The organism is Ramlibacter sp. Leaf400 (assembly GCF_001424545.1).
GTDB lineage: Bacteria > Pseudomonadota > Gammaproteobacteria > Burkholderiales > Burkholderiaceae_C > Ramlibacter.
Map to the genome: position 1 here is coordinate 65,360 of NZ_LMQL01000005.1, position 20,960 is coordinate 86,319.

General features: G+C 72.0%; 16 protein-coding genes. 10 read left to right on the forward strand and 6 right to left on the reverse strand.

All coding sequences use genetic code 11. The features are described from left to right. Positions 1-9 precede the first annotated feature (9 nt). From ASG30_RS05140 to ASG30_RS05170, 7 genes are all read left to right on the forward strand, one after another. Entirely contained in the window at positions 10-1,536 is a 1,527-nt protein-coding gene (locus ASG30_RS05140; RefSeq protein WP_055893600.1) for a cobyric acid synthase, read from the forward strand. Continuing rightward, positions 1,533-2,573: a nicotinate-nucleotide--dimethylbenzimidazole phosphoribosyltransferase gene (cobT, locus tag ASG30_RS05145; RefSeq protein ID WP_055893603.1), complete on the forward strand. Its 1,041-nt coding sequence runs from the start codon at positions 1,533-1,535 to the stop codon at positions 2,571-2,573. The genes ASG30_RS05140 and cobT overlap by 4 nt, the downstream gene beginning before the upstream one ends. Before the next feature lie 77 nt (positions 2,574-2,650). Beyond that, positions 2,651-3,088, forward strand: a complete 438-nt coding sequence (locus ASG30_RS05150; protein ID WP_055893614.1) for a universal stress protein — start codon at positions 2,651-2,653, stop codon at positions 3,086-3,088. Between the two features lie 225 nt (positions 3,089-3,313). Further along, positions 3,314-4,702 (forward strand): efflux RND transporter periplasmic adaptor subunit, encoded by a 1,389-nt coding sequence (locus tag ASG30_RS05155; protein ID WP_055893615.1) that lies wholly within the window; start codon positions 3,314-3,316, stop codon positions 4,700-4,702. A 157-nt stretch (positions 4,703-4,859) separates the two neighbouring features. Continuing rightward, a complete protein-coding gene (locus ASG30_RS05160) occupies positions 4,860-8,051 on the forward strand; it encodes an efflux RND transporter permease subunit (RefSeq protein ID WP_082521916.1) in 3,192 nt (1,063 codons plus the stop codon). Continuing rightward, a complete protein-coding gene (locus ASG30_RS05165; protein WP_055893618.1) occupies positions 8,048-11,320 on the forward strand; it encodes an efflux RND transporter permease subunit in 3,273 nt (1,090 codons plus the stop codon). The genes ASG30_RS05160 and ASG30_RS05165 overlap by 4 nt, the downstream gene beginning before the upstream one ends. A gap of 169 nt (positions 11,321-11,489) precedes the next feature. Continuing rightward, positions 11,490-13,010 (forward strand): efflux transporter outer membrane subunit, encoded by a 1,521-nt coding sequence (locus ASG30_RS05170; RefSeq protein WP_055893621.1) that lies wholly within the window; start codon positions 11,490-11,492, stop codon positions 13,008-13,010. Positions 13,011-13,110: 100 nt separating this feature from the next. Here ASG30_RS05170 and ASG30_RS05175 read toward each other — a convergent pair whose 3' ends face one another. The 3 genes from ASG30_RS05175 to nth form a co-directional block, all read right to left on the reverse strand. Continuing rightward, a complete protein-coding gene (locus tag ASG30_RS05175; protein WP_055893624.1) occupies positions 13,111-13,380 on the reverse strand; it encodes a hypothetical protein in 270 nt (89 codons plus the stop codon). Between the two features lie 24 nt (positions 13,381-13,404). Next, complete coding sequence (locus ASG30_RS05180) at positions 13,405-13,920, reverse strand: J domain-containing protein (protein WP_082521917.1); 516 nt, start codon at positions 13,918-13,920, stop codon at positions 13,405-13,407. A gap of 67 nt (positions 13,921-13,987) precedes the next feature. After that, complete coding sequence (gene nth, locus ASG30_RS05185) at positions 13,988-14,641, reverse strand: endonuclease III (RefSeq protein WP_055893630.1); 654 nt, start codon at positions 14,639-14,641, stop codon at positions 13,988-13,990. Between the two features lie 78 nt (positions 14,642-14,719). On the opposite strand from nth, the gene pcaC reads away from it, so the two are divergent. Then, positions 14,720-15,103 (forward strand): 4-carboxymuconolactone decarboxylase, encoded by a 384-nt coding sequence (gene pcaC, locus ASG30_RS05190; RefSeq protein WP_055893633.1) that lies wholly within the window; start codon positions 14,720-14,722, stop codon positions 15,101-15,103. A 12-nt stretch (positions 15,104-15,115) separates the two neighbouring features. Here the strand turns inward: pcaC and ASG30_RS05195 are convergent, their stop codons facing one another. Both ASG30_RS05195 and ASG30_RS05200 read right to left on the reverse strand, forming a co-directional pair. Beyond that, entirely contained in the window at positions 15,116-16,090 is a 975-nt protein-coding gene (locus ASG30_RS05195) for a tripartite tricarboxylate transporter substrate binding protein (RefSeq protein WP_055893636.1), read from the reverse strand. Between the two features lie 29 nt (positions 16,091-16,119). After that, positions 16,120-16,998: an isocitrate lyase/PEP mutase family protein gene (locus ASG30_RS05200; RefSeq protein ID WP_055893640.1), complete on the reverse strand. Its 879-nt coding sequence runs from the start codon at positions 16,996-16,998 to the stop codon at positions 16,120-16,122. A gap of 140 nt (positions 16,999-17,138) precedes the next feature. Between ASG30_RS05200 and ASG30_RS05205 the strand changes: the two genes are divergently transcribed. Then, positions 17,139-18,173, forward strand: a complete 1,035-nt coding sequence (locus ASG30_RS05205) for a LacI family DNA-binding transcriptional regulator (protein WP_082521918.1) — start codon at positions 17,139-17,141, stop codon at positions 18,171-18,173. A 6-nt stretch (positions 18,174-18,179) separates the two neighbouring features. Here ASG30_RS05205 and ASG30_RS05210 read toward each other — a convergent pair whose 3' ends face one another. Next, on the reverse strand, positions 18,180-19,097 hold the full coding sequence (locus ASG30_RS05210; RefSeq protein WP_055893645.1) for a LysR family transcriptional regulator: 918 nt from the start codon (positions 19,095-19,097) through the stop codon (positions 18,180-18,182). A 115-nt stretch (positions 19,098-19,212) separates the two neighbouring features. Here ASG30_RS05210 and ASG30_RS05215 point away from each other — a divergent pair, with 115 nt between their 5' ends. After that, positions 19,213-20,919, forward strand: a complete 1,707-nt coding sequence (locus ASG30_RS05215; protein ID WP_055893648.1) for a GMC family oxidoreductase — start codon at positions 19,213-19,215, stop codon at positions 20,917-20,919. Positions 20,920-20,960 lie beyond the last annotated feature (41 nt).

The window sequence follows — 20,960 nt, forward strand, 5'->3', positions numbered from 1 at the left end:
GCGCCGGAGATGACCGCGCGTTGCGTCATGGTCCTGGGCACCACCAGCGGCGCCGGCAAGAGCTGGCTGGCCACGGCCCTGTGCCGCTGGTACGCGCGCCGCGGCCTGAAGGTCGCGCCGTTCAAGGCGCAGAACATGAGCAACAACGCGCGGGTGGTGGCCGGCGGCGAGATCGGCAGCGCCCAGTACTTCCAGGCCCTGGCCGCGAGGGCCGCGCCCGAGGTGCGGATGAACCCGCTGCTGCTCAAGCCCGAGCGCGACACCCACAGCCAGGTGGTGCTGCTCGGGCGGGTGGACGAGGCGCTCTCGCGCCGGTCGTGGCGCGGTCGCAGCGCCAGCGTGTGGCCGCAGGTGTCGGGCGCGCTCGACGAATTGCGCGCGGAGAACGACGTCGTGGTGATCGAAGGCGCGGGCTCGCCGGCGGAGATCAACCTGAAGGACGACGACATCGTGAACATGCGGGTGGCGCTGCACGCGGATGCTCGCTGCCTGCTGGTGACGGACATCGATCGCGGGGGTGCGTTCGCGCACCTGTACGGGACGTGGGCGCTGCTGCCGGAGCACGAGCGCGCGTTGATCCGCGGTTTCGTGCTGAACAAGTTCCGGGGCGATGCGACGCTGCTGGCGCCGGCGCCGCAGCTGCTGCAGGAGCTGACGGGCATCGCGACCGTGGCAACGTTGCCGATGTGGTGGAACCACGGCCTCCCCGAGGAGGACGGCTGGTATTCACTCCCTCCCCCTCCGGGGGAGGGTGGGGGTGGGGGCGCCCCCGGTGCTCAAGCCGGCGGCGCTGTCGCATCAGGCCCCGGAGCGCCCCCACCCCAGCCCTCCCCCGGAGGGGGAGGGAGCAAGAACATCGCCATCGTCGCCTACCCCCGCATCAGCAACCTCGACGAGTTCCAGCCCCTCGCGCACCTGCCCGGCGTTCGCCTGCGCTGGGTGCGCTCGGCCGGCGAACTCGAAGGCGCCGACTGGGTCGTGCTGCCCGGCTCCAAGCACACCAGCTCCGACCTGGCCTGGCTGCGCGAGCAGCGCATCGACCGCGCGCTGGCGGCGCACGCGCAGCGGGGCGGGGCGGTGCTGGGCGTGTGCGGCGGGCTGCAGATGCTGGGCGAGGCGCTGGTCGATCCGCACGGCATCGACGGCAACGCGCCGGGCCTCGGGCTGCTGCCGCTGGTGACGCAGTTCGAACCCGACAAGACGGTGCGGCGAACGCAGGCCACTTTCGGCGCGCTGCGGGGGACGTGGTCGGCGCTTTCCGGCGTGCCCGTCTCCGGCTACGAGATCCGCCATGGCCGGACCGCGCAGCACCCGGCCATGGACGCCGGCCTGCCGGTGCTGCCCGCCGGCCTGGGCTGGCAGAACGCCGCCGGAAACGTGCTGGGCGTGTACCTGCACGGCCTGTTCGAGGACGCGAACGTGCTGCGCGCGCTGTTCGGCGCGCAGGCCCCCGATCCGGACCGCGTGTTCGACAACCTGGCCGATTTCATCGACCGCCATTTCGCGGCGGGCGTCCTCGAGGAGCTGATCCGTTGAGCCTTCCCGACCTGAACGACCCGGCGCTGGCCGCGCGCCTGCGGCACCTGATCGACCACAAGACCAAGCCGCTGGGCGCGCTCGGGCGCATCGAGTCGCTCGCGCTGCAGATCGGGCTGGTGCTGGGCACCGAGTCGCCGCTCCTGTCGCAGCCGCAGCTGGTGGTGTTCGCCGGCGACCACGGGCTGGCCGCGCGCGGCGTGTCGGCCTACCCGAGCGACGTCACCTGGCAGATGGTGGAGAACTTCCTGGCCGGCGGCGCGGCCGTCAGCGTGCTGGCCCGCCAGCATGGCCTGGCGCTCACGGTGGTGGACTGCGGGGTGCGCCACGACTTCGCGCCGCGGCCCGGCCTGCTGGTTCGCAAGGTCGCGCCCGGCACCGCCGACGCGCTGGAAGGGCCCGCGATGACGCCGGCGCAGTGCCGGCAGGCGATCGAGGCGGGCCGCGGCGTGGTCGCCGGCCTGCCGGGCAACGCCCTGCTGCTGGGCGAGATGGGCATAGGCAACACATCGGCGGCGGCGCTGTTGCTGGCGCGGCTCACCGGCAGCGACCTGGCCGATTGCGTGGGCTCGGGCACCGGCCTGGACGAGGCCGGCCTGGCGCGCAAGCGCGAGGTGTTGCGGCAGGTGCTGGAACGCCATCCGCTCGCGAGCGAGCCGCTGGACGCCCTGGCGGCCTTCGGCGGCTTCGAGGTCGCCGCCATGGTCGGCGCGGTGCTGGAGGCGGCGGCCCGGCGCCGGCTGGTGGTGGTGGACGGCTTCATCGCCACCGCGGCGGTGCTGGTGGCGCGTGCGCTGGAGCCGCGGGTGACGCAGCGCTGCGTGTTCTCGCACCGCTCGGGCGAATGCGGCCACGGCCTGATGCTGCGGCACCTGGGCCCGGACGAGCGCACGCCGGCGCGGGCCCTGCTGGACCTGGACCTGCGGCTGGGGGAAGGCTCCGGCGCGGCGCTCGCCTGGCCGCTGCTGGTGTCGGCCTGCGCGCTGCTGCGCGAGATGGCCACTTTCGAATCGGCCGGCGTAGCCCGTTCGGGTTAACACCCCCCTGCGCGGCCCTCGGCCGGCTCGTCGGCGGGCTATCCTTTTCCGCACCACATACCTCGCGGAGGCACGCCATGTACAAGCGGATCCTGTTGGCCTACGACGGCAGCGACGCCGGGCAGAAGGCGTTGCTGGATTGCCAGACGATGGCCCAGTGGGGCGGCGCCCAGCTCTACCTGATCGCCGTCATGCCTTCGGCCATGAGCTTCGTCGGCCTGGAAGGCGGCGTCTACGACGTGGAGCTGGAAGAGCGCGAGCGCGCCAAGTACCAGTCGGTCCTGCAGGAAGGCCTGCGCCGGCTGGAGCAGGCGGGCTATGCCTCCACCGGCGAGGTGGTCACCGGCGAGGCGGTGGACGAGATCACCAAGTGCGCCCGCAAGGTCGGCGCCGACCTGATCGTGGTCGGCCACAAGCACCTGGACAGCTGGGCGGCGCGCTGGTGGCGCGGCTCCATCTCGGGCGCGCTGATCGAGCATGCGCCCTGCAACGTGCTGGTCGTCATCACGTCCTGACACGCAGGCGAGCCCGGGCCGCGGCGTTTGCGCGCGTCCCGCCCCATTGCCGAACTTTGCGCAGCGGAAACCTTGCGGCCAACCGGGCGACACCTGCGGGCGCCATCCTCGCGTGGGATGCGGATGCGCGACAAGCCCGGCCGTCGAGGCCTCCCCGCTGGTGGCGGGGCCATGCGCGGGCGGTACGCTAGGCAACCGCCCCCGCGAAGGGCCCACAGGACAAGAATGCAAGCCGACCCCACCCGCCAGAACCGACCCGCCCCCGAATCCACCGACGACCCCGCGCCGCGCCGCATCGGGCGTCGCGGCATGCTGCTGGGCAGCCTGGCCGCGCTGGCGCTGGTGGCGGGCGTGGCCTGGCTGACCTGGGACCTCACGGGCAAGCCGGCCACCCCGGCGGCGGCGCGGCCCGGCGCTTCGGCGCCCGGCGGCGCGGGAGCGGGCCTGGGCGGTCCGGGCGGTGCGGGTGGGGCGCGCGGCGGTCCGCCCACCACCGTCGGCATCGCGGTGGCCGAGCGCACCGACATCCCCGTCATGCTCGAGGCCCTGGGCACGGTGATCCCGCAGGCCACCGTGCGGGTGCGGCCGCAGGTGTCGGGCGTGCTGCAGCAGGTGCTCTACCGCGAGGGCCAGGTGGTCCGCAAGGGCGAACTGCTGGCCACCATCGACCCGCGCCAGTTCGAGATGGCCGTGCAGCAGGCCGCCGGCCAGCGCATGCGCGACGAGGCGCAGCTGGAAGCGGCGCGCGTGACGCTGCAGCGCTTCCGCACGCTGCTGGAGCAGGACTCCATCGCCCGCCAGGAGGTGGACACGCAGGCCGCGCTGGTCAAGCAGCTGGAGGCCGCGGTGGTGATCGCCAAGGCCAACGAAGGCACGGCGCGGCTGAACCTGGGCTACACCCGCATCGTCTCGCCGATCGCCGGCCGGGTGGGCCTGCGCACGGTGGACGTGGGCAACGTGGTGAGCGCCAGCGACGCCAACGGCGTGGCGCTCATCACCCAGCTGTCGCCCATCGACGTGGAGTTCGCCATCCCGCAGGACCAGGCGGCCGCGCTGGCGCAGGAGACCGGCCGCGCGCCCATGCAGGCCCGCGCGCTGGACCGCACGCGCAGCACGGTGCTGGAGACCGGCTCCTTCTCCTCGCTGGACAACCAGGTGGACACGCAGACCGGCACCGTGCGGGCCAAGGCCCGTTTCGCCAACGACAGGCAGCAGCTCTTCCCCAGCCAGTTCGTCAACCTGCAGCTGCGCCTGCGCACCATCGAGGGCGCGGTCACGGTGCCGCTGGCGGCGGTGCGCACCGGCACCAACGGCGACTACGTGTTCGTGCTGAAGGACGACCGCACCGTGCAGCTTCGCACCGTGCAGCGCGGCCAGGCCACGGCCGACCGCGTGCAGGTCGTGAGCGGGTTGCAGGTGGGCGAGCGCGTGGTCACGGAAGGCGCCGACCGTCTGAGGGATGGCGCCCGCGTGACGCTGCCGTCGCCGGCGCCGACGGACGGGGCGCAGCCGCAGGCGGCCCGGCAGCGGGGTGGACAAGGCGCGGAAGGCGCGGCGTCGGCGCCGCAGCGGCGCCGCCAGCAGCAGCAGCAGGGCGGAGGAGCGGCGCAGTGACGCTCATCCCGTCATTCCCGCGGAGGCGGGAATCCAGTGCGTCCGCCTTCGCGGAGGGCCGGGAAGCCCTGGATCCCCGCCTTCGCGGGGATGACGGCTGTTGCGGAGTGAGCGGCTGTTGCGGAGCGAGCGGCTGTCCAGGCCGCGGGGAGGCTGCATGAACCCCTCCCGCCCCTTCATCCTCCGCCCCGTCGCCACATCCCTGTTGATGCTGGCCATCGTGCTGGCCGGCCTGGTGGGCCTGCGGCTGCTGCCCCTCTCGGCGCTGCCGCAGGTGGACTACCCCACCATCCAGGTGCAGACGCTCTACCCCGGCGCCAGTCCCGAGGTGATGGCGCAGACGGTCACCGCGCCGCTGGAGCGGCAGTTCGGGCAGATGCCCGGCCTGTCGCGCATGAGTTCCACCAGCGCGTCGGGCGTTTCCATCGTCACGCTGCAGTTCGGGCTGGGCCTGGCGCTGGACGTGGCCGAGCAGCAGGTGCAGGCCGCCATCAACGCCGGCGCCTCGCTGCTGCCGGCCGACCTGCCGGCGCCGCCGGTCTACGCCAAGGTCAACCCGGCCGACGCACCGGTGCTCACGCTGGCGATCAGCTCCGACCAGCTGCCGCTGCCCGACGTGCAGAACCTGGTCAACACGCGGCTGGCGCTCAAGATCAGCCAGGTGTCCGGCGTGGGCCTGGTCACGCTGGCCGGCGGGCAGCGCCCGGCCGTGCGCATCCAGGCCGACACGCGCGCGCTGGCCTCGTACGGCCTGACGCTGGACAACGTGCGCACCACCATCAACGCCGCCAACGCCAACGGCGCCAAGGGCAGCATCGACGGGCCCACGCGCGCCTGGAGCATCAACTCCAACGACCAGCTGCTCACGGCCGAGGACTACGGCAGGCTCGTGGTGGCCTTCCGCAACGGCGCGCCGGTGCGCCTGGGCCAGGTGGCGCGGGTGCTGGAGAGCGCCGAGAACGTGAAGCTGGGCGCCTGGTCGGTGGTGGGCGGCGAACTCAAGCCGGCCATCATCCTGAACGTGCAGCGCCAGCCGGGCGCCAACGTCATCGCGACGGTGGACGCCATCAAGGCGCGCCTGCCGGAACTCACGGCCGGCCTGCCGCCCTCGCTCAAGGTGGACGTGCTGTCCGATCGCACCACCGGCATCCGCGCCTCGGTGCACCACGTGCAGCTGGAGCTGGTGCTGGCCGTGGTGCTGGTGGTGCTGGTGATCTTCGCCTTCCTGCACAGCCCGCGCGCCACCCTGATCGCCAGCCTGGCCGTCCCGATATCGCTGGTCGGCGCCTGCGGCGTGATGTACCTGCTGGGCTACAGCCTGAACAACCTTTCGCTGATGGCGCTGACCATCGCCACCGGCTTCGTGGTGGACGACGCCATCGTGATGATCGAGAACATCCAGCGCCACGTGGAGATGGGCAAGCGGCCGATGGATGCCGCGATCCAGGGCGCCCGCGAGATCGGCTTCACCATCATCTCGCTGACGGTGTCGCTGGTGGCGGTGCTGATCCCGCTGCTGTTCATGGGCGACGTGGTGGGGCGGCTGTTCCGCGAGTTCGCGGTCACGCTGGCCATCACCATCCTGATCTCGGCCGTGGTCTCGCTGACCCTGGTGCCCATGATGTCGGCCCGCTGGCTCAAGGCGCACCCGGGCGGCGAGGCGGCCGGCACCGGCGTCGGGGCGCGGCTGGCGCGCCACTTCGACCGGCTGATCGGCGTGTACGACCGCGCCCTGCGCTGGGTGCTCACGCGCCAGCGGCTCACGCTGCTGGTGGCATTGGCGACCTTCGTGCTGACGGTGCTGCTGTACGTCGTCATCCCCAAGGGCCTGTTCCCGACGCAGAACACGGGCCAGCTGCAGGCGCGGGTGGAAGCGCAGGAATCGACCTCGTTCCCCAGCATGGCGCAGCTGCAGCAGGAGGTGGCGCGCGCGCTGATGGCGGACCCCGAGGTCAGCAGCATCGCCAGCTTCGTGGGGGTGGACGCGGCCAACAACACCATGCTGCACACCGGCCGCATGCTGATCAACCTGACGGGCAGCCGCGGCAGCCAGCGCGAGCTGATGGACCGGCTGCGCGAGCGGGCGCAGCGCGTGCCCGGCGCCACGCTCTACCTGCAGCCGGTGCAGGACCTCACCATCGACGCGGAGTCGGGCCCCACCCAGTTCCGCTTCTCGCTGGAAGGCGCGGACACGGCCACGGTGAACGACTGGGCCAACCGCCTGGTGGAGCGCCTCCACTCGGTGCCACAGCTGCGCAACCCGGTCACCGACGCGGGCGCCAGCGGCGCGGCGGTCTACGTCGACATCGACCGCGACACGGCGGCGCGGCTGAACATCACGGCGGCCAGCATCGACGAGGCGCTCTACAGCGCCTTCGGCCAGCGCATCGTCTCGACCATCTTCACGCAGACCAACCAGTACCGCGTGATCCTGGAGGCGCGGCCCGACGCCGCGGCCACGCCCGACGCCCTGGCCGGCATCCAGCTGCGCACCTCGTCGGGCGAGGCCACGCCGCTGTCGGCGGTGGCGCGCATCGTCGAGCGGCGCGCGCCGCTGCAGATCACGCACGTGGCCCAGTACCCGGCGGCGACCGTGGGCTTCGACACCGCGCCCGGCGTGTCGCTGGGCAAGGCGGTCGATGCGGTGCGGGCCACCGCGAAGGAGATGGGCCTGCCCGCCAGCCTGACCATGAGCTTCCTCGGCGCCTCGGGCGCCTACGAGGCGTCGCTCACCAACCAGCTCTGGCTGATCCTGGCGGCCATCGTCTGCGTCTACATCGTGCTGGGCGTGCTGTACGAGAGCTACGTGCACCCGCTCACGATCCTCTCGACGCTGCCTTCGGCCGGCGTCGGCGCGCTGCTGGCGCTGATGCTCACCGGCAACGACCTGGGCGTCATCGGGATCATCGGGATCATCTTGCTGATCGGCATCGTGAAGAAGAACGCGATCATGATGATCGACTTCGCGATCGACGCGCAGCGCAACGAACGCAAGGCGCCGCAGGAGGCGATCCACCAGGCCGCGCTGCTGCGCTTCCGGCCGATCCTGATGACCACGCTGGCGGCGCTCTTCGCCGCGGTGCCGCTGATGCTGGGCTGGGGCGAGGGCGCCGAGCTGCGCCGGCCGCTGGGCCTGGCGATCTTCGGCGGGCTGGTGGTGAGCCAGCTGCTGACGCTGTTCACCACGCCGGTGATCTACCTGGGGTTCGAGCGGCTGGGACGACTTCGTCATCCCCGCGAAGGCGGGGATCCAGGGCTTCCCTCGGGCGCCGCGAAGACGGATGCACTGGATTCCCGCCTCCGCGGGAATGACGGGAGAGCGGCGCTCGGCGGCGACGCAGCGGCATGAACCTCTCCGGCCCCTTCGTCCGCCGGCCCGTCGGCACCGTGCTGCTGACGGTCTGGATCGCGCTGGCCGGCATCGCGGCGTTCTTCCAGCTGCCGGTGGCCTCGCTGCCGCAGGTGGACTTCCCGGTGATCTCGGTCAGCGCCAACCTGCCGGGCGCCAGCCCCGAAACCATGGCCACCAGCGTGGCGCAGCCGCTGGAGCGGCGGCTGGGCGTGATCGCGGGCGTCAACGAGATGACGTCCAGCAGCGGCAACGGCTCGACCCGCATCAGCCTGCAGTTCGACCTCAACCGCAACATCGATTCGGCCGCGCGCGAAGTGCAGGCGGCGATCAACGCGTCGCGCGCGGACCTGCCGTCCAACCTGCGCAGCAACCCGACCTACCGCAAGGCCAACCCCTCGGCCGCGCCGGTGATGATCCTGGCGCTGACCTCGCCGCGCCGCACGCCGGGCCAGATCTACGACGCGGTCTCCAACCTGGTTCAGCAGAAGGTCGCGCAGGTCCAGGGCGTCGGCGACGTGGAGCTGGGCGGCGGCTCGCAGCCGGCGGTGCGGGTCGAATTGCTCCCCTTCGCGCTGAGCAAGTACGGCATCGCGACCGAAGACATCCGCGCAGCGCTGCAGGCCGGCAGCGCCAACCGGCCCAAGGGCGACGTGCAGGACGCCAGCGGCCGCCGGCTGCAGATCTACACCAGCACCGGCAGCAGCTCGCCGGACGCGGACGGGCTGATCGCCATCGGCGCCGGGCGCCTGTCGGCCGCCGACTACCGCGGCCTGGTGGTGGCCTGGCGCGACGGTGCGGCGGTGCGGCTGGGCGACATCGCCACCGTGAGCGACAGCGTGGAGAACGTGAACACGCTGGGCCTGTTCAACGGCGAGCCGGCGGTGGTGGTGCCGATCACGCTGCAGCCCGGCGCCAACGTGATCAAGACCGTCGACGCCGTGCGCAAGCTGCTGCCCGAGCTGCAGGCCGCGCTGCCGCCCGACATCCGGCTGGTGCTGGCGTCCGACCGCACGACCTCGATTCGCGCCTCGCTGCACGAGGTGGAGCTGACGCTGGCCATCGCCATCGCGCTGGTGGTGCTGGTGGTCAGCGTGTTCCTGCGCAGCGCCCGCGCCACCTTCATCCCGGCCGTGGCCACCGTGGTCTCGCTGCTGGGCACCTTCGGCGTGATGCTGCTGATGGGGTTCTCGCTCAACAACTTGAGCCTGATGGCGCTGACGGTGGCCACCGGCTTCGTGGTGGACGACGCCATCGTGGTGCTGGAGAACATCAGCCGCCACCTGGAGCGCGGCATGGACCGCTTCCAGGCGGCGCTGCTGGGCGCGCGCGAGGTGGGCTTCACCGTGCTGTCGATCAGCCTGTCGCTGGTGGCCGTGTTCATCCCGCTGCTGTTCATGGGCGGGCAGGTGGGCCGCCTGTTCCGCGAGTTCGCGGTCACGCTGTCGGCGGCCGTGATGATCTCGCTGCTGATCTCGCTGACCACCACGCCCATGCTGTGCGCCTGGCTGCTGCGCCCGCACGGCGCCGGCGGCAGGCCGCCCGGCCGGCTGGCGCGCTGGGCCGAGCGCGGCTACGACGCGATGCACCGCACCTATGCGTGGAGCCTGGACTGGGCGCTGCAGGCGCGCTGGCTGGTGCTGGCCATCCTGGTCGCCGTGATCGGGCTGAACGTCTACCTGTTCGTCAAGATCCCCAAGGGCTTCTTCCCGCAGCAGGACACCGGCCAGATCACCGGGGGCTTGCGCGCCGACCAGAGCATCTCGTTCCAGGCCATGCAGGAGAAGCTCAAGCAGCTGGTGGACATCACGCGGGCCGACCCGGCCGTCGACACCGTGGTGGCCTTCACCGGCGGCGGTCGCGCGGGCGGCGGCTTCATGTTCGTCACGCTCAAGCCGGTGGACCAGCGTGCGCCGGGCGAGCGCGCCCAGGCGGTGATCGCCCGCCTGCGGCCGCAGCTGCAGCGCGTCTCGGGCGTGAGCCTGTTCCTCAACCCGGTGCAGGACCTGCGCATGGGCGGGCGGCAGAGCAATTCGACCTACCAGTACACGCTCAAGAGCGACAACAACGAGGACCTCAAGCGCTGGGCCGCGCGGCTGGCCGAGTCGATGAAGCGGCAGCCCGCGCTGGTGGACGTGGACACCGACCAGCAGGAGAACGGCGTCGAGCTGTTCGTGGAGGTCGACAAGGACAGCGCGGCGCGCCTGGGCATCAGCTCGCGCGACGTGGACAACGCCCTCTACAACGCCTTCGGCCAGCGCCAGGTGGCGACCATCTACGGCGAGCTAAACCAGTACCGCGTGATCCTGGGCGTGGCGCAGCGCTACATCCTCAGCCCGATGGCGCTGCGCGACATCTACGTGCCGGCGTCGGCCGCGGCCACCACGGCCACGGCCAGCACCGCGAGCGCCAGCACCGGCACGGTGGCGACCACCGCCACCATCAACCCGTCGCTGCGCGACCAGGCCACCGGCTCGGCGCTGAGCGGCGTGCGCAACATGGTGCCGCTGACGGCCATCGCGCGCGTGGTCGAGCGGCCCACCGCCACCTCGGTCAACCACCAGGACGCGGAGCTGGCCACCACCATCTCCTACAACCTGGCCGAGGGGCAGACCATCGCCGACGGCCAGGCCGCGGTGCGGGCGGCCGAGGCCGAGATCGCCATGCCCACCAACGTGCGCGGCAGCTTCCAGGGCACGGCGCGCGCGGCGCAGGAGTCGCAGTCGCAGCAGCCGCTGCTGATCCTGGCGGCCATCTTGGTGATCTACATCGTGCTGGGCGTGCTGTACGAGAGCCTGGTGCACCCGGTCACGGTGCTCTCCACGCTGCCTTCCGCCGGCGTGGGCGCGGTGCTGGCGCTGATGCTGTTCAAGCTGGAGCTGTCGATCATGGCGCTGATCGGCCTGTTCCTTCTGATCGGCATCGTGAAGAAGAACGCGATCATGATCATCGACTTCGCGCTGGACGCCGAGCGCTCGCGCGGCCTGTCGCCGGTGGCGGCGGTGCGCGAGGCCTGCCTGCTGCGCTTTCGCCCCATCCTCATGACCACCCTGGCCGCCGCACTCGGCGCGCTGCCGCTGGCGATCGGCTTCGGCGAAGGCGCCGAGCTTCGCCGGCCACTGGGCATCGCGATCGTGGGTGGCCTGATCGCGAGCCAGCTGCTCACGCTGCTGACCACGCCGGTGGTGTACCTGCTGCTGGACAAGCTGCGCCGGCGCAGTCCGCATGAACGCGCGCTGGCGCGCAGCCATGCGCCGGAGGCGGCGTGAAGGGGCCCATGAAAGTGATCGCATGCACGAAACTCCCTCCCCCTCCGGGGGAGGGCGGGGGTGGGGGTGGGGGCGCCCCGGTGCCCGATGTCCCACCCTGCATCGCTTCCAGCCGCGTGCGCGCCCCCACCCCAACCCTCCCCCGAAGGGGAGGGAGCACTACCCCGCCATGAGTCCATTGCCCTTGCTCAAACCCCTCTGCCTGGCCCTTTCGCTGGCGCTCACCGCCTGCGCCGTCGGTCCCCGCTACGACGCGCCGCCCGCGATGGACCTGCCCGCCACCTTCAAGGAAGGCCAGGGCGAGTGGATCAAGGCCACGCCCGCCGACGCCCTGGAGCGCGGACCCTGGTGGCAGCTCTTCAACGATCCGGTCCTCGACGACCTGGCCGCGCGGGTCGAGGTCTCCAACCAGAACGTGGCGGCAGCCGTCGCGGCCTATGCGCAGGCGCGGGCGCTCACGGCGCAGCAGCGCGCCTCGCTCTTCCCCGTGGTGGGCCTGGACGCCAGCGCCAACCGCAGCGGCACGCGCGGCGGCGGCGGCACGACCACCGCGACGACGACCACCGGCGGCACCACCGTCATCAGCGGCGCCAGCGGCGGCAGCGCGCGCAGCAGCTACCAGTTCGACATCGGCGCCAGCTGGGAGCCGGACGTGTGGGGCCGCCTGGCGCGCGGCGTGGCCGGGGCCCGCGCGGGCGAGCAGGCCAGCCAGGCCGACCTGGCGGCGGCGCGGCTGGCCGCGCAGGGCGAGCTGGCTGCCAACTACTTCGGCCTGCGCCAGGCGGACGCGCAGCGCACCCTGCTGTCGCAGACCGTCGCGGGCTACGAGCGGGTGCTGCAGATCACCAACAACCGCTACACCGCCGGCATCGCCGCGCGCACCGACGTGCTGCAGGCCCAGACCCAGCTGGCCAACGCGCGCGCCGACCTGCTGGGCGTGGAGCGCCAGCGGGCCCAGCTGGAACATGCGATCGCCGTGCTGGTGGGGCAGGCGCCGGCCAGTTTCGCGCTCAAGGCCGAGCCGAGCTGGCCGATCACGGTGCCGGACGTGCCGCTGTCCGTGCCGTCCACGCTGCTGCAGCGGCGCCCCGACATCGCCGCGGCCGAGCGGCGCGTGGCGCAGGCCAACGAGGACATCGGCATCACGCAGTCGGCGTTCTTCCCCAGCCTGCGTTTGACCGGTTCGGTGGGCGCGGGCGCGGCCAGCATCGCCGACCTGTTCAGCGCTTCCTCGCTGGTGTGGGCGCTGGGCGGCTCGGTGGCGCAGGCCCTCTTCGATGCCGGGGCCACGCGCGCGCAGGTGGAGGGCGCCCGTGCCGCCTTCGACCAGGCGGCCGCGCGCTACCGGCAGACGGTGCTCACCGCGTTCCAGAACGTGGAGGACCAGCTCTCGGGCGTGCGCGTGCTGGGCCAGCAGGTCGCCCTGCGCGAGGAGGCCAGCCGCGCCGCCGACCTGGTGGAGCAGCAGGTCCTCAACCGCTACCAGGCGGGACAGGTGGGCTTCACCGACGTGGTCAATGCCCAGGCCACGGCGCAGAACGCGCGCCGCGCCTTCGTGCAGCTCCAGGCGGATCGGCAGGCGGCGGCGGTGGCGCTGATCCAGGCGCTGGGGGGAGGGTGGGCGGGGATCGAAGACCGTCATTCCCGCGACGGCGGAAATCCAGCGCAGCGCGCTTCGGGAGACAGCTGAAGACGGAAGCCCTGGATCCCCGCCTGCGCGGGGATGACGCCTGTGCCCCGTCATTCCCGCGAAGGCGGGAATCCAGCGCAGCGCGCCTGCGGCTCGTGATCTACGCCTGGTGCTTGCCCAGCAGCGACAGCATCCCCGCCTCCAGCCCTTCCATCCGGCTGGCCAGGTTGGGCGCCGAATCCTTGGCCACCTGCATGTAGCGTTCGAAGGCGGCGAGCACCGCCTTGCGGTCGGGGTGGTGCATCAGCGCGCTGGCCAGGGCGGCCTGCAGCACCTGCACCTGCGCCACCAGCGCGAACTGGTTTTCCTTGAGTGCGTCGACGTTCTGGCCCATCTCGGCCAGGGTCTGCTCGAAGTCCTGCGTGTCCATCCGGCCAATGTAGCAGGCAGGTGCCTACCGGGACCGGGCGCTGGTGTCGGGCGGGGGCGGGACGGCCGAGATGCTGCGGGCGGGGATGAGGCGCAGCCCGTCGTCGGAGCGCGCCTGCGGCGGGGCCTCGCGCTGCGGCAGCGGATGCGACAGCGGCGGCACCCGCGCGGTGGACGGCTCGGTGGCCGAACGCGCCCGCTGGCCGGCCATCACCGCCAGCGCGGACACCGCCACCACCGCGACGCCGGCCACCGCCCACAGCAGCCGCGTGCGCAGGCGGTCGCCGGGCAGCACCACGCGGCCGGGTTTGCGCGGAGCCGGGCGGTGGTCGAGGCGGTGGTCGTAGCTGGCGCGCAGTTCGGGGTCGGACAGCACCTCGTAGGCGCGGTTGATGCGGGCCATGGCCGCGCCGTCGGCGCCGGCCCGGTCCGGGTGGTGCTCGCGCGCCAGCCGCCGGTAGGCCGCGCGCACGTCGTCGGCCGAAGCGCCGCGGGGCAGCTGCAGCGCTTCGTACAACGTCGGCGAGGACTCTCCGGCCATGGGCCGGAACGATACCACCGCGCCGATTGGCCGCCCATGAGCTCGGCGTCAAGGCCGGGCGGCAGGCTCAACCCGGGCGGGTGGGAGGCGGTGGCGTCTTGGGCTCGAAGTCGCAGTACGCCCGCACCGCGCAGCGCCAGCACTGGGGCAGGCGCGCCACGCACACGTAGCGGCCGTGCAGGATCAGCCAGTGGTGCGCGTCGGCCAGGTACGCGGGCGGCACGCGTTCGAGCAGCTTGAACTCCACCTGCAGCGGGTCCTTGCCCGGGGCCAGGCCGGTGCGGTTGCTCACGCGGAAGATGTGCGTGTCCACCGCCATGGTGGCCTCGCCGAAGGCGACGTTCAGCACCACGTTGGCGGTCTTGCGGCCCACGCCGGGCAGGGCCTCCAGTTCCTCGCGCGTGCGCGGCACCTGGCCGCCGTGCCGGTCGACCAGGATGCGGCAGGTGGCCATCAGGTTGCGCGCCTTGGTGCGGTACAGCCCGATGGTCCTGATGTGGTCCTCCAGCCGCTCCAGCCCCAGCTCGAGGATGGCCTGCGGCGTGCCGGCCGCCGGGAACAGCCGGCGCGTGGCCTTGTTGACCCCGGCGTCGGTGGCCTGCGCCGACAGCAGCACGGCCGCCAGCAGCTCGAAGACGCTGCTGTACTCCAGCTCGGTCTCGGGCGAGGGATTGGCTGCCTGCAGGGTGGCGAAGAAGGGCTCGACGTCGCGGTCTTTCACGGGGCGGGAGTGTAGAGCCTGGCCTGCGGCATCATCGCCCGTTCCCGGCCAGTCCAGGCCGACGCAAGGAGACGGCGAATGAACCAGGAACTCTTCGACAAGGGACTGAAGGTGCGGCGCGAGGTGCTCGGCGCCGAGCACGTGGACCGGTCGCTGCGGGAAGCGGACGACTTCACGCGCGAGATGCAGGAGCTGGTCACCCAGTACTGCTGGGGCGACGTCTGGAACCGCCCCGGGCTGGACCGCCGCACCCGCAGCCTGCTCAACCTGGCCATGATCACCGCGCTCAACCGGCCGCACGAACTCAAGCTGCACGTGCGCGGGGCCCTCCACAACGGCCTCACGCGCGACGAGATCAAGGAAGTCTTGCTGCAGGCCGCGATCTACTGCGGCGTGCCGGCCGCGCTGGACAGCTTCCGCGTGGCGAAGGAAGTGTTCCGGGAGATGGACGGCGCGAAGTGATGCGCCCGTCCCTCATTCCACGCGGATGCCCGCGCGGCCGATGATGTCCTTGGACTGCTGGTTGTCGCCCTTGACCATGGCGGCGAAGGCGGCGCGGCTGTCCACGCGCGGTTCCTGGCCCTGGGCGACGATGGCGTTGCGCACCTCGGGCTTCTGCAGCACCTTGTTGATCTCCGCGTTGAAGCGGTCGGCGATCGCCGGCGGCAGGTTGGGCGGGGCGAAGACGCCGTACCACTCGACCATGTGGAACCTGGGATACCCGAGCTCGGCCAGCGCGGGCACGTTGGGCATCACCTGGCTGCGCTTGCCGGAGGTGACGGCCAGCGCTCGAACCTTGCCGCCCTGCACCAGGCTGAGGGCCGACGCGACCGAGGTCCCCGCCAGGTCGACGTGGCCGCCGACCAGGTCGGCGATGGCCGGGGTCGAGCCCTTGTACGGCACGTGCTGCAGCTTGAATCCGGCGACCTCCTGCAGCATGACGCCGGCGACGTGCGCCACGCTGCCGGTGCCCGAGGTGGCGAAGCTCAGCGGCTTGCCGCTCGCCTTGGCCGCGTTCACGAAGTCGGCCCAGGTCTTGTAGGGCGAGGCTTCGTTGACCAGCAGCACCATGGGCGCCTCCACCGCGGACGCGATCGGCGTCAGGTCCTTCGCGGGGTCGAACGAAAGCTTCATCAGCCAGGGGGCGAGCGCGACGTTGGCCGTCTGGCCGATCACCAGCTCGTAGCCTTCCGGCCGGGCCCGTGCCGTCTCCGACAGGCCGAGCGTGCCGGCCGCGCCGGGACGGTTGTCCGGCACCACCTGCCAGCCGGTGGCCTCGGCCAGCTTGGTGCTGATCGTGCGGCCGATGAAATCGGTGCCACCCCCGGGGGTGGAGGGGATCACCATCCGGATCGGCTTGGCGGGCTGCCAGTCCTGGGCGGCGGCGCCGAAAGCGGCGCCCGCCAGCGCGAGCGCGCCGGCCAGCTTGGGAAGGAAGGAAGTCTTCATTCGATGTCTCCTGGGCTTGGTGCGGGCGGTCAGCCCTGGGTGAAGCGGGATTCGCGTTCGACGGCTTCGTGCAGGCCCACGAACTCGTTGTAGGTCTCGAAGGGCGTGATCAGGTGCGCGATGGCGCGCGTGTCGCCGCCGCTCCTGAAGAAGGTCTCCATCATGTCCTTCACCGCCTTGTGCATGGCCAGCAGCGGCTCGACCGGGCACAGCGTGAAATCGAAGCCGAGCTCGCCGACCTGCCTGAGCGTCAGCTGGGGGCTCTTGCCCGAGGTGACCATGTTGAACAGCAGCGGCTTGCCCAGGGGCTTGAGGCGGCGGCTGATCTCCTGCATCTGCTCCACGCTCTCGACCGCGTCGGCATACAGGCCGTCGGCGCCCGCTTCCGCGTACGCGATCAGGCGCGCGATGGCGTCATCGAGACCGTTGACCGCGATGGCGTCGGTGCGGCCGACGATGAAGAAATCGGGATCCTGCCGGGCCGCCACCATGGCGCGCAGCTTCTGGACCATCTCGTGGCGCGTCACCAGCTGCTTGCCGGCGAAGTGGCCGCACTTCTTGGGCAGGGCCTGGTCTTCCAGGTGCAGGCAGGAGGCGCCGGCCTCCTCCCAGAGCCGGATGGTGCGCTGCACGTCCAGCATGCCGCCGTAGCCGGTGTCGGCATCGGCGAAGACGGGCAGGGTGGTGGCGCGGCAGACGCGGCGGATGTGTTCGAACATGTCGCGCTGCGACAGCGCACCCATGTCCGGCTCGCCCGCCTCGACACCGCAGGCGACGAAGCCGCTCACGAAGAGCGCCTGCGCGCCGGCGGCTTGCGCCAGCTTGGCGCTGATGGCATCGAAGGCGCCCATGCAGACGAAAGGCTGGCCTGGGCGGAAAAGGGCGCGAAAACGCTGGTTTCGGGTCAAGACGAGGCTCCGGGAAAAAGGTGACTGGTACCGGTATCATAACGATTGCTGGTATCGGTACCATCAACGTTTCACCTGGGTACAAGGAACTCGTCCTTGGGGTCTGGCGCTCGACGGCCGCCTAGAATCGGAACCACCCCATGCCCGCAGCATCCGCACCCAAGGCGCCCCCGATGGAGGGCGAGATCTCGATGCGCGACGTCGCGCGCCTGGCCGGCGTGTCGCCCATGACCGTCTCGCGCGCCCTGAGCGCCCCGCACCTGGTGCGGCCCGAGACCCTGGAGCAGGTGCAGTCGGTGATCCGCACCGTGGGCTACGTGCCCAACCGCGTGGCCGCCAGCCTCTCCTCCAGGCGCACCAGCCTGGTCGGCCTGATCGTGCCCAGCCTGCGCAACGCCCTCTATGCGCAGACCATCCAGGGCATCTCGGACGTGCTGCAGCGCCATGGCCTGCACCTGATCATTTCGGACAGCGGCTATTCGCTGGAGCGCGAGGAGGAACTGATCGCCGCCTACCTCGCGCAGCGGCCCTGCGGCCTGATCCTGCACAACACCGTCCATACGCCGGCGGCGCGCCAGATGCTGGAAGCCGCGGGCGTGCCCTGTGTCGAGACCGGGAACCTGCCGCCCCAGCCGGTGGACATGGCGGTCAGCTATTCCAACCACGCGGCCGGTCGCGCCATGGCCGGGCACCTGCTGTCGCGCGGCTACCGGCGCTTCGGCTTCGCCAGCCTGCGCATCGGCACCAACGAGCGCCTGCGCGAGCGCCGCGACGGCTTCCTGGCCGGGCTGCGGGCCGCCGGCATCACGCTGGATCCCGCGATGGTGCTGGAGGTGGACGAGGGCCTGGAGGGCGGCAGCCGCGCGCTGGCCGAACTGCTGGCCCGCGACGCCTCGGTGCAGGCCCTGTTCCTGGCCGGCGACGTGCTCGCGGCCGGCGCCATCTTCGAGTGCGCGCGCCGCGGCCTGCGGGTGCCGCAGGACATCGCCATCGCCGGCTCCGACGACAACGACCTGATGCAGCACATGGTTCCGCCCGTCACCACCGTGCGCTTCCCGCGCTACCGCATCGGGGTGCGCAGCGCCGAACTGATCGTGTCGCGCCTGGAGGCCGAGGCTTCCGGGCCGGTGATGGAAGACCTCGGCTTCGAGGTGGTGCAGCGCGGCAGCACGTGAAACCTGCTAGCGCCGCCACGCACGTGCGATCGCCGCAAGTGCCGCATCCACCACCGGTGAACGCCGCGCGGAGGCGCGCGCGATGAAGCACAGCTGCGTGTCGAGCGCGACCCGGTCCGCGACGACCAGGCCCTCGCTCTGGCTGGCGTGGATCGCCGTCGAGTCGCGCGCCAGCGCCAGGCCGACGCCGGAGCGCACCAGGGCCAGTATGGAGGCTTCCTGGTCGACCAGGGCCACGCCTTTCTGCCTGAGGCCCAGCGGCTCCAGGGTGGCCGCCAGCAATCGCGCATGCACCGACTCGGGCGGCGTCAGGATCCAGGGCAGGTCGACCAGCGCCGGCCAGTCCTTGCCCTGAACGCGCGGCTCCCAGCCCGGTGGCGCCACCACGCGGTAGGTGAAACGGGTCAGCACCTCGGCGTGCACCTTGCCGCCGGCACGCAGGGCCTGCGCGTCGGCCGCGGCGTCGCCGATGTAGTAGCCGACGTCGATGTCGCCGGCCAGCAGCCGGGCCAGCGTGGTGCCGCTCATGCCCTGCTGCAGTTCCGGCCGGATGTCGGGCGCGTGCAGCACCAGCTCCTGCAGGAAGGCGCCCAGGCGCGTGAACTCCGGGTCGAGGATGGTGCCGATGCACAGCTTGCCGCGCACGCGCGCGCCCAGCCGCTGGGCGGCGGCGGCGAAGTCGTCCAGGCCCTCGAGCGCCCGCTGCGCATGCGCCAGCAGCGCCTGGCCGTCGCGCGTGAGCACCACGCCGGCCGAGGTCCGGGTGAACAGCTCCAGCTGCAGCAGCGACTGCAGCTCCTTCATCTGCAGGCTGACCGCCGGCTGGCTGAGGAAGAGCTTGCCGGCCGCGCGCGACACGTTGCCTTCCCGCGCGACGGCGGCGAACGTGCGCAGCAGGCGGGCATCGAGCGGGCGCGACATCATTGCCGCAGCTTATATCAGCGGTTGCGGAACTCATTGGACGCGGGGTGCGAGCCTGCCTAGATTCCGGGCCATGCTTACCGTCCCCGAACAAGCCTCCGCCGTCGCCGGTGGCCCGATGAGCGCCCCAGCGTTCGACTACGTCATCGTCGGCGGCGGCAGCGCCGGATCGCTGCTGGCCAACCGCCTGAGCGCCGACGGCCGGCACAGCGTGCTGCTGATGGAGGCCGGCGGGCGCGACACCTACCCCTGGATCCACGTTCCGGTGGGCTACCTCTACTGCATCGACAACCCCCGCACCGACTGGCGCTTTCGCACCGAGCCCGAACCGGGCCTCAACGGCCGATCGCTGCTGTACCCGCGCGGCAAGGTGCTGGGCGGCTGCTCCAGCATCAACGGCATGCTGTACATGCGCGGCCAGGCCCGCGACTACGACCAGTGGGCCCAGGCCACCGGCGAGCCGAAGTGGGCCTGGGAAAGCGCGCTGGAGGACTTCAAGCGGCACGAGAGCCACCATGGCCTGCGGGCCGGCGGGCGCAAGGCGCCGGCGAGGGCAGGCGCCGGGTACTTCGTCGATCCGGCGCAGGCCGCCGCGGCGGCCGACGAAGGGCTGCGGGCCTTCCATGGCGGCGGTGGCGAATGGCGCGTCGAGAAGCAGCGGCTGCGCTGGGACATCCTGGACGCCTTCGCCCAGGCGGCGCAGCAGGCCGGCGTTCCGGCCACCGGGGACTTCAACCGGGGCAGCAACGAGGGGGTGGGCTACTTCGAGGTGAACCAGAAGGACGGCTGGCGCTGGAACACTTCCAAGGCCTTCCTGCGCCCGGCGCGCCGGCGCGCCAACCTCACCGTGTGGACCGGCGCCAGGGCGCTGCGCCTGCGGATGGGGCAGGTCGCGGGCGCACCGGCCTGCACCGGCGTCCATGTCGAGCGGGGCGGGGAGCGGCTGGAGGTGCTGGCGCGGCGCGAGGTGATCCTCGCGGCGGGCGCGATCGGCTCGCCGCAGCTGCTGCAGCTGTCGGGGATCGGCCCGGGCGCGCTGCTGCACCGCCATGGCATCCCCGTGCTGCGCGACGCGGCCGGCGTCGGCGCCAACCTGCAGGACCACCTGCAGGTGCGGTCGGTGTTCAAGGTCGAGCGCGGTCGCACGCTCAACACCCTGGCCAACAGCCTGTGGGGCCGGGCCATGATCGGGCTGGAGTACGCGCTGCGGCGCACCGGCCCCATGAGCATGGCGCCCTCGCAGCTGTGCGCGATCACGCGCAGCGACTCGTCGCAGGCGCACCCCAACATCCAGTTCCACGTGCAGCCGCTCAGCCTGCCCGCGTTCGGCCATCCGCTGCACGACTTCCCGGCGATCACCGCCAGCGTGTGCAACCTCAACCCGACCAGCCGCGGCACCGTCTGCATCCGCAGCGCCGACCCGCACGCGGCGCCGGCCATCGCCCCCAACTACCTGAGCACGCCGGAAGACCGCAAGGTGGCGGCGGACTCGCTGCGCATGGCGCGCCGGATCGTCGCGCAGCCGGCGCTCGGCGGCTACGGCCCGACCGAGTACCTTCCCGGCGCACGGTACCAATCCGACGAGGAGCTGGCGCGGCTGGCGGGCGACATCGCGACCACCATCTTCCATCCGGTGGGCACGGCCCGCATGGGGCGGGAGGGGGACCCGACGGCAGTGGTGGATCCGCACCTGCGGGTGATGGGGGTCAAAGGGCTCCGTGTGGTGGATGCGAGCGTGATGCCCACGATCACCAGCGGGAACACGAACAGCCCGACGTTGATGATCGCGGAGAAGGCGGCGCGCTGGATCGGCAGCGGGGAGTAGGGCGCCCCCGGCGGCGACGAGCCACCGCAATCCTAGGGTAA

Bases quoted from the DNA above. Each gene is read 5' to 3' on its own strand.
- ASG30_RS05140 (WP_055893600.1), top strand. From the start codon at position 10: ATGACCGCGCGTTGCGTCATGGTCCTGGGCACCACCAGCGGCGCCGGC.
- ASG30_RS05170 (WP_055893621.1), top strand. From the start codon at position 11,490: ATGAGTCCATTGCCCTTGCTCAAACCCCTCTGCCTGGCCCTTTCGCTG.
- pcaC (WP_055893633.1), top strand. From the start codon at position 14,720: ATGAACCAGGAACTCTTCGACAAGGGACTGAAGGTGCGGCGCGAGGTG.
- ASG30_RS05150 (WP_055893614.1), top strand. From the start codon at position 2,651: ATGTACAAGCGGATCCTGTTGGCCTACGACGGCAGCGACGCCGGGCAG.
- ASG30_RS05215 (WP_055893648.1), top strand. From the start codon at position 19,213: ATGAGCGCCCCAGCGTTCGACTACGTCATCGTCGGCGGCGGCAGCGCC.
- ASG30_RS05155 (WP_055893615.1), top strand. From the start codon at position 3,314: ATGCAAGCCGACCCCACCCGCCAGAACCGACCCGCCCCCGAATCCACC.
- ASG30_RS05165 (WP_055893618.1), top strand. From the start codon at position 8,048: ATGAACCTCTCCGGCCCCTTCGTCCGCCGGCCCGTCGGCACCGTGCTG.
- ASG30_RS05195 (WP_055893636.1), bottom strand. From the start codon at position 16,090: ATGAAGACTTCCTTCCTTCCCAAGCTGGCCGGCGCGCTCGCGCTGGCG.
- ASG30_RS05160 (WP_082521916.1), top strand. From the start codon at position 4,860: ATGAACCCCTCCCGCCCCTTCATCCTCCGCCCCGTCGCCACATCCCTG.
- ASG30_RS05210 (WP_055893645.1), bottom strand. From the start codon at position 19,097: ATGATGTCGCGCCCGCTCGATGCCCGCCTGCTGCGCACGTTCGCCGCC.
- ASG30_RS05175 (WP_055893624.1), bottom strand. From the start codon at position 13,380: ATGGACACGCAGGACTTCGAGCAGACCCTGGCCGAGATGGGCCAGAAC.
- ASG30_RS05180 (WP_082521917.1), bottom strand. From the start codon at position 13,920: ATGGCCGGAGAGTCCTCGCCGACGTTGTACGAAGCGCTGCAGCTGCCC.
- ASG30_RS05205 (WP_082521918.1), top strand. From the start codon at position 17,139: ATGCCCGCAGCATCCGCACCCAAGGCGCCCCCGATGGAGGGCGAGATC.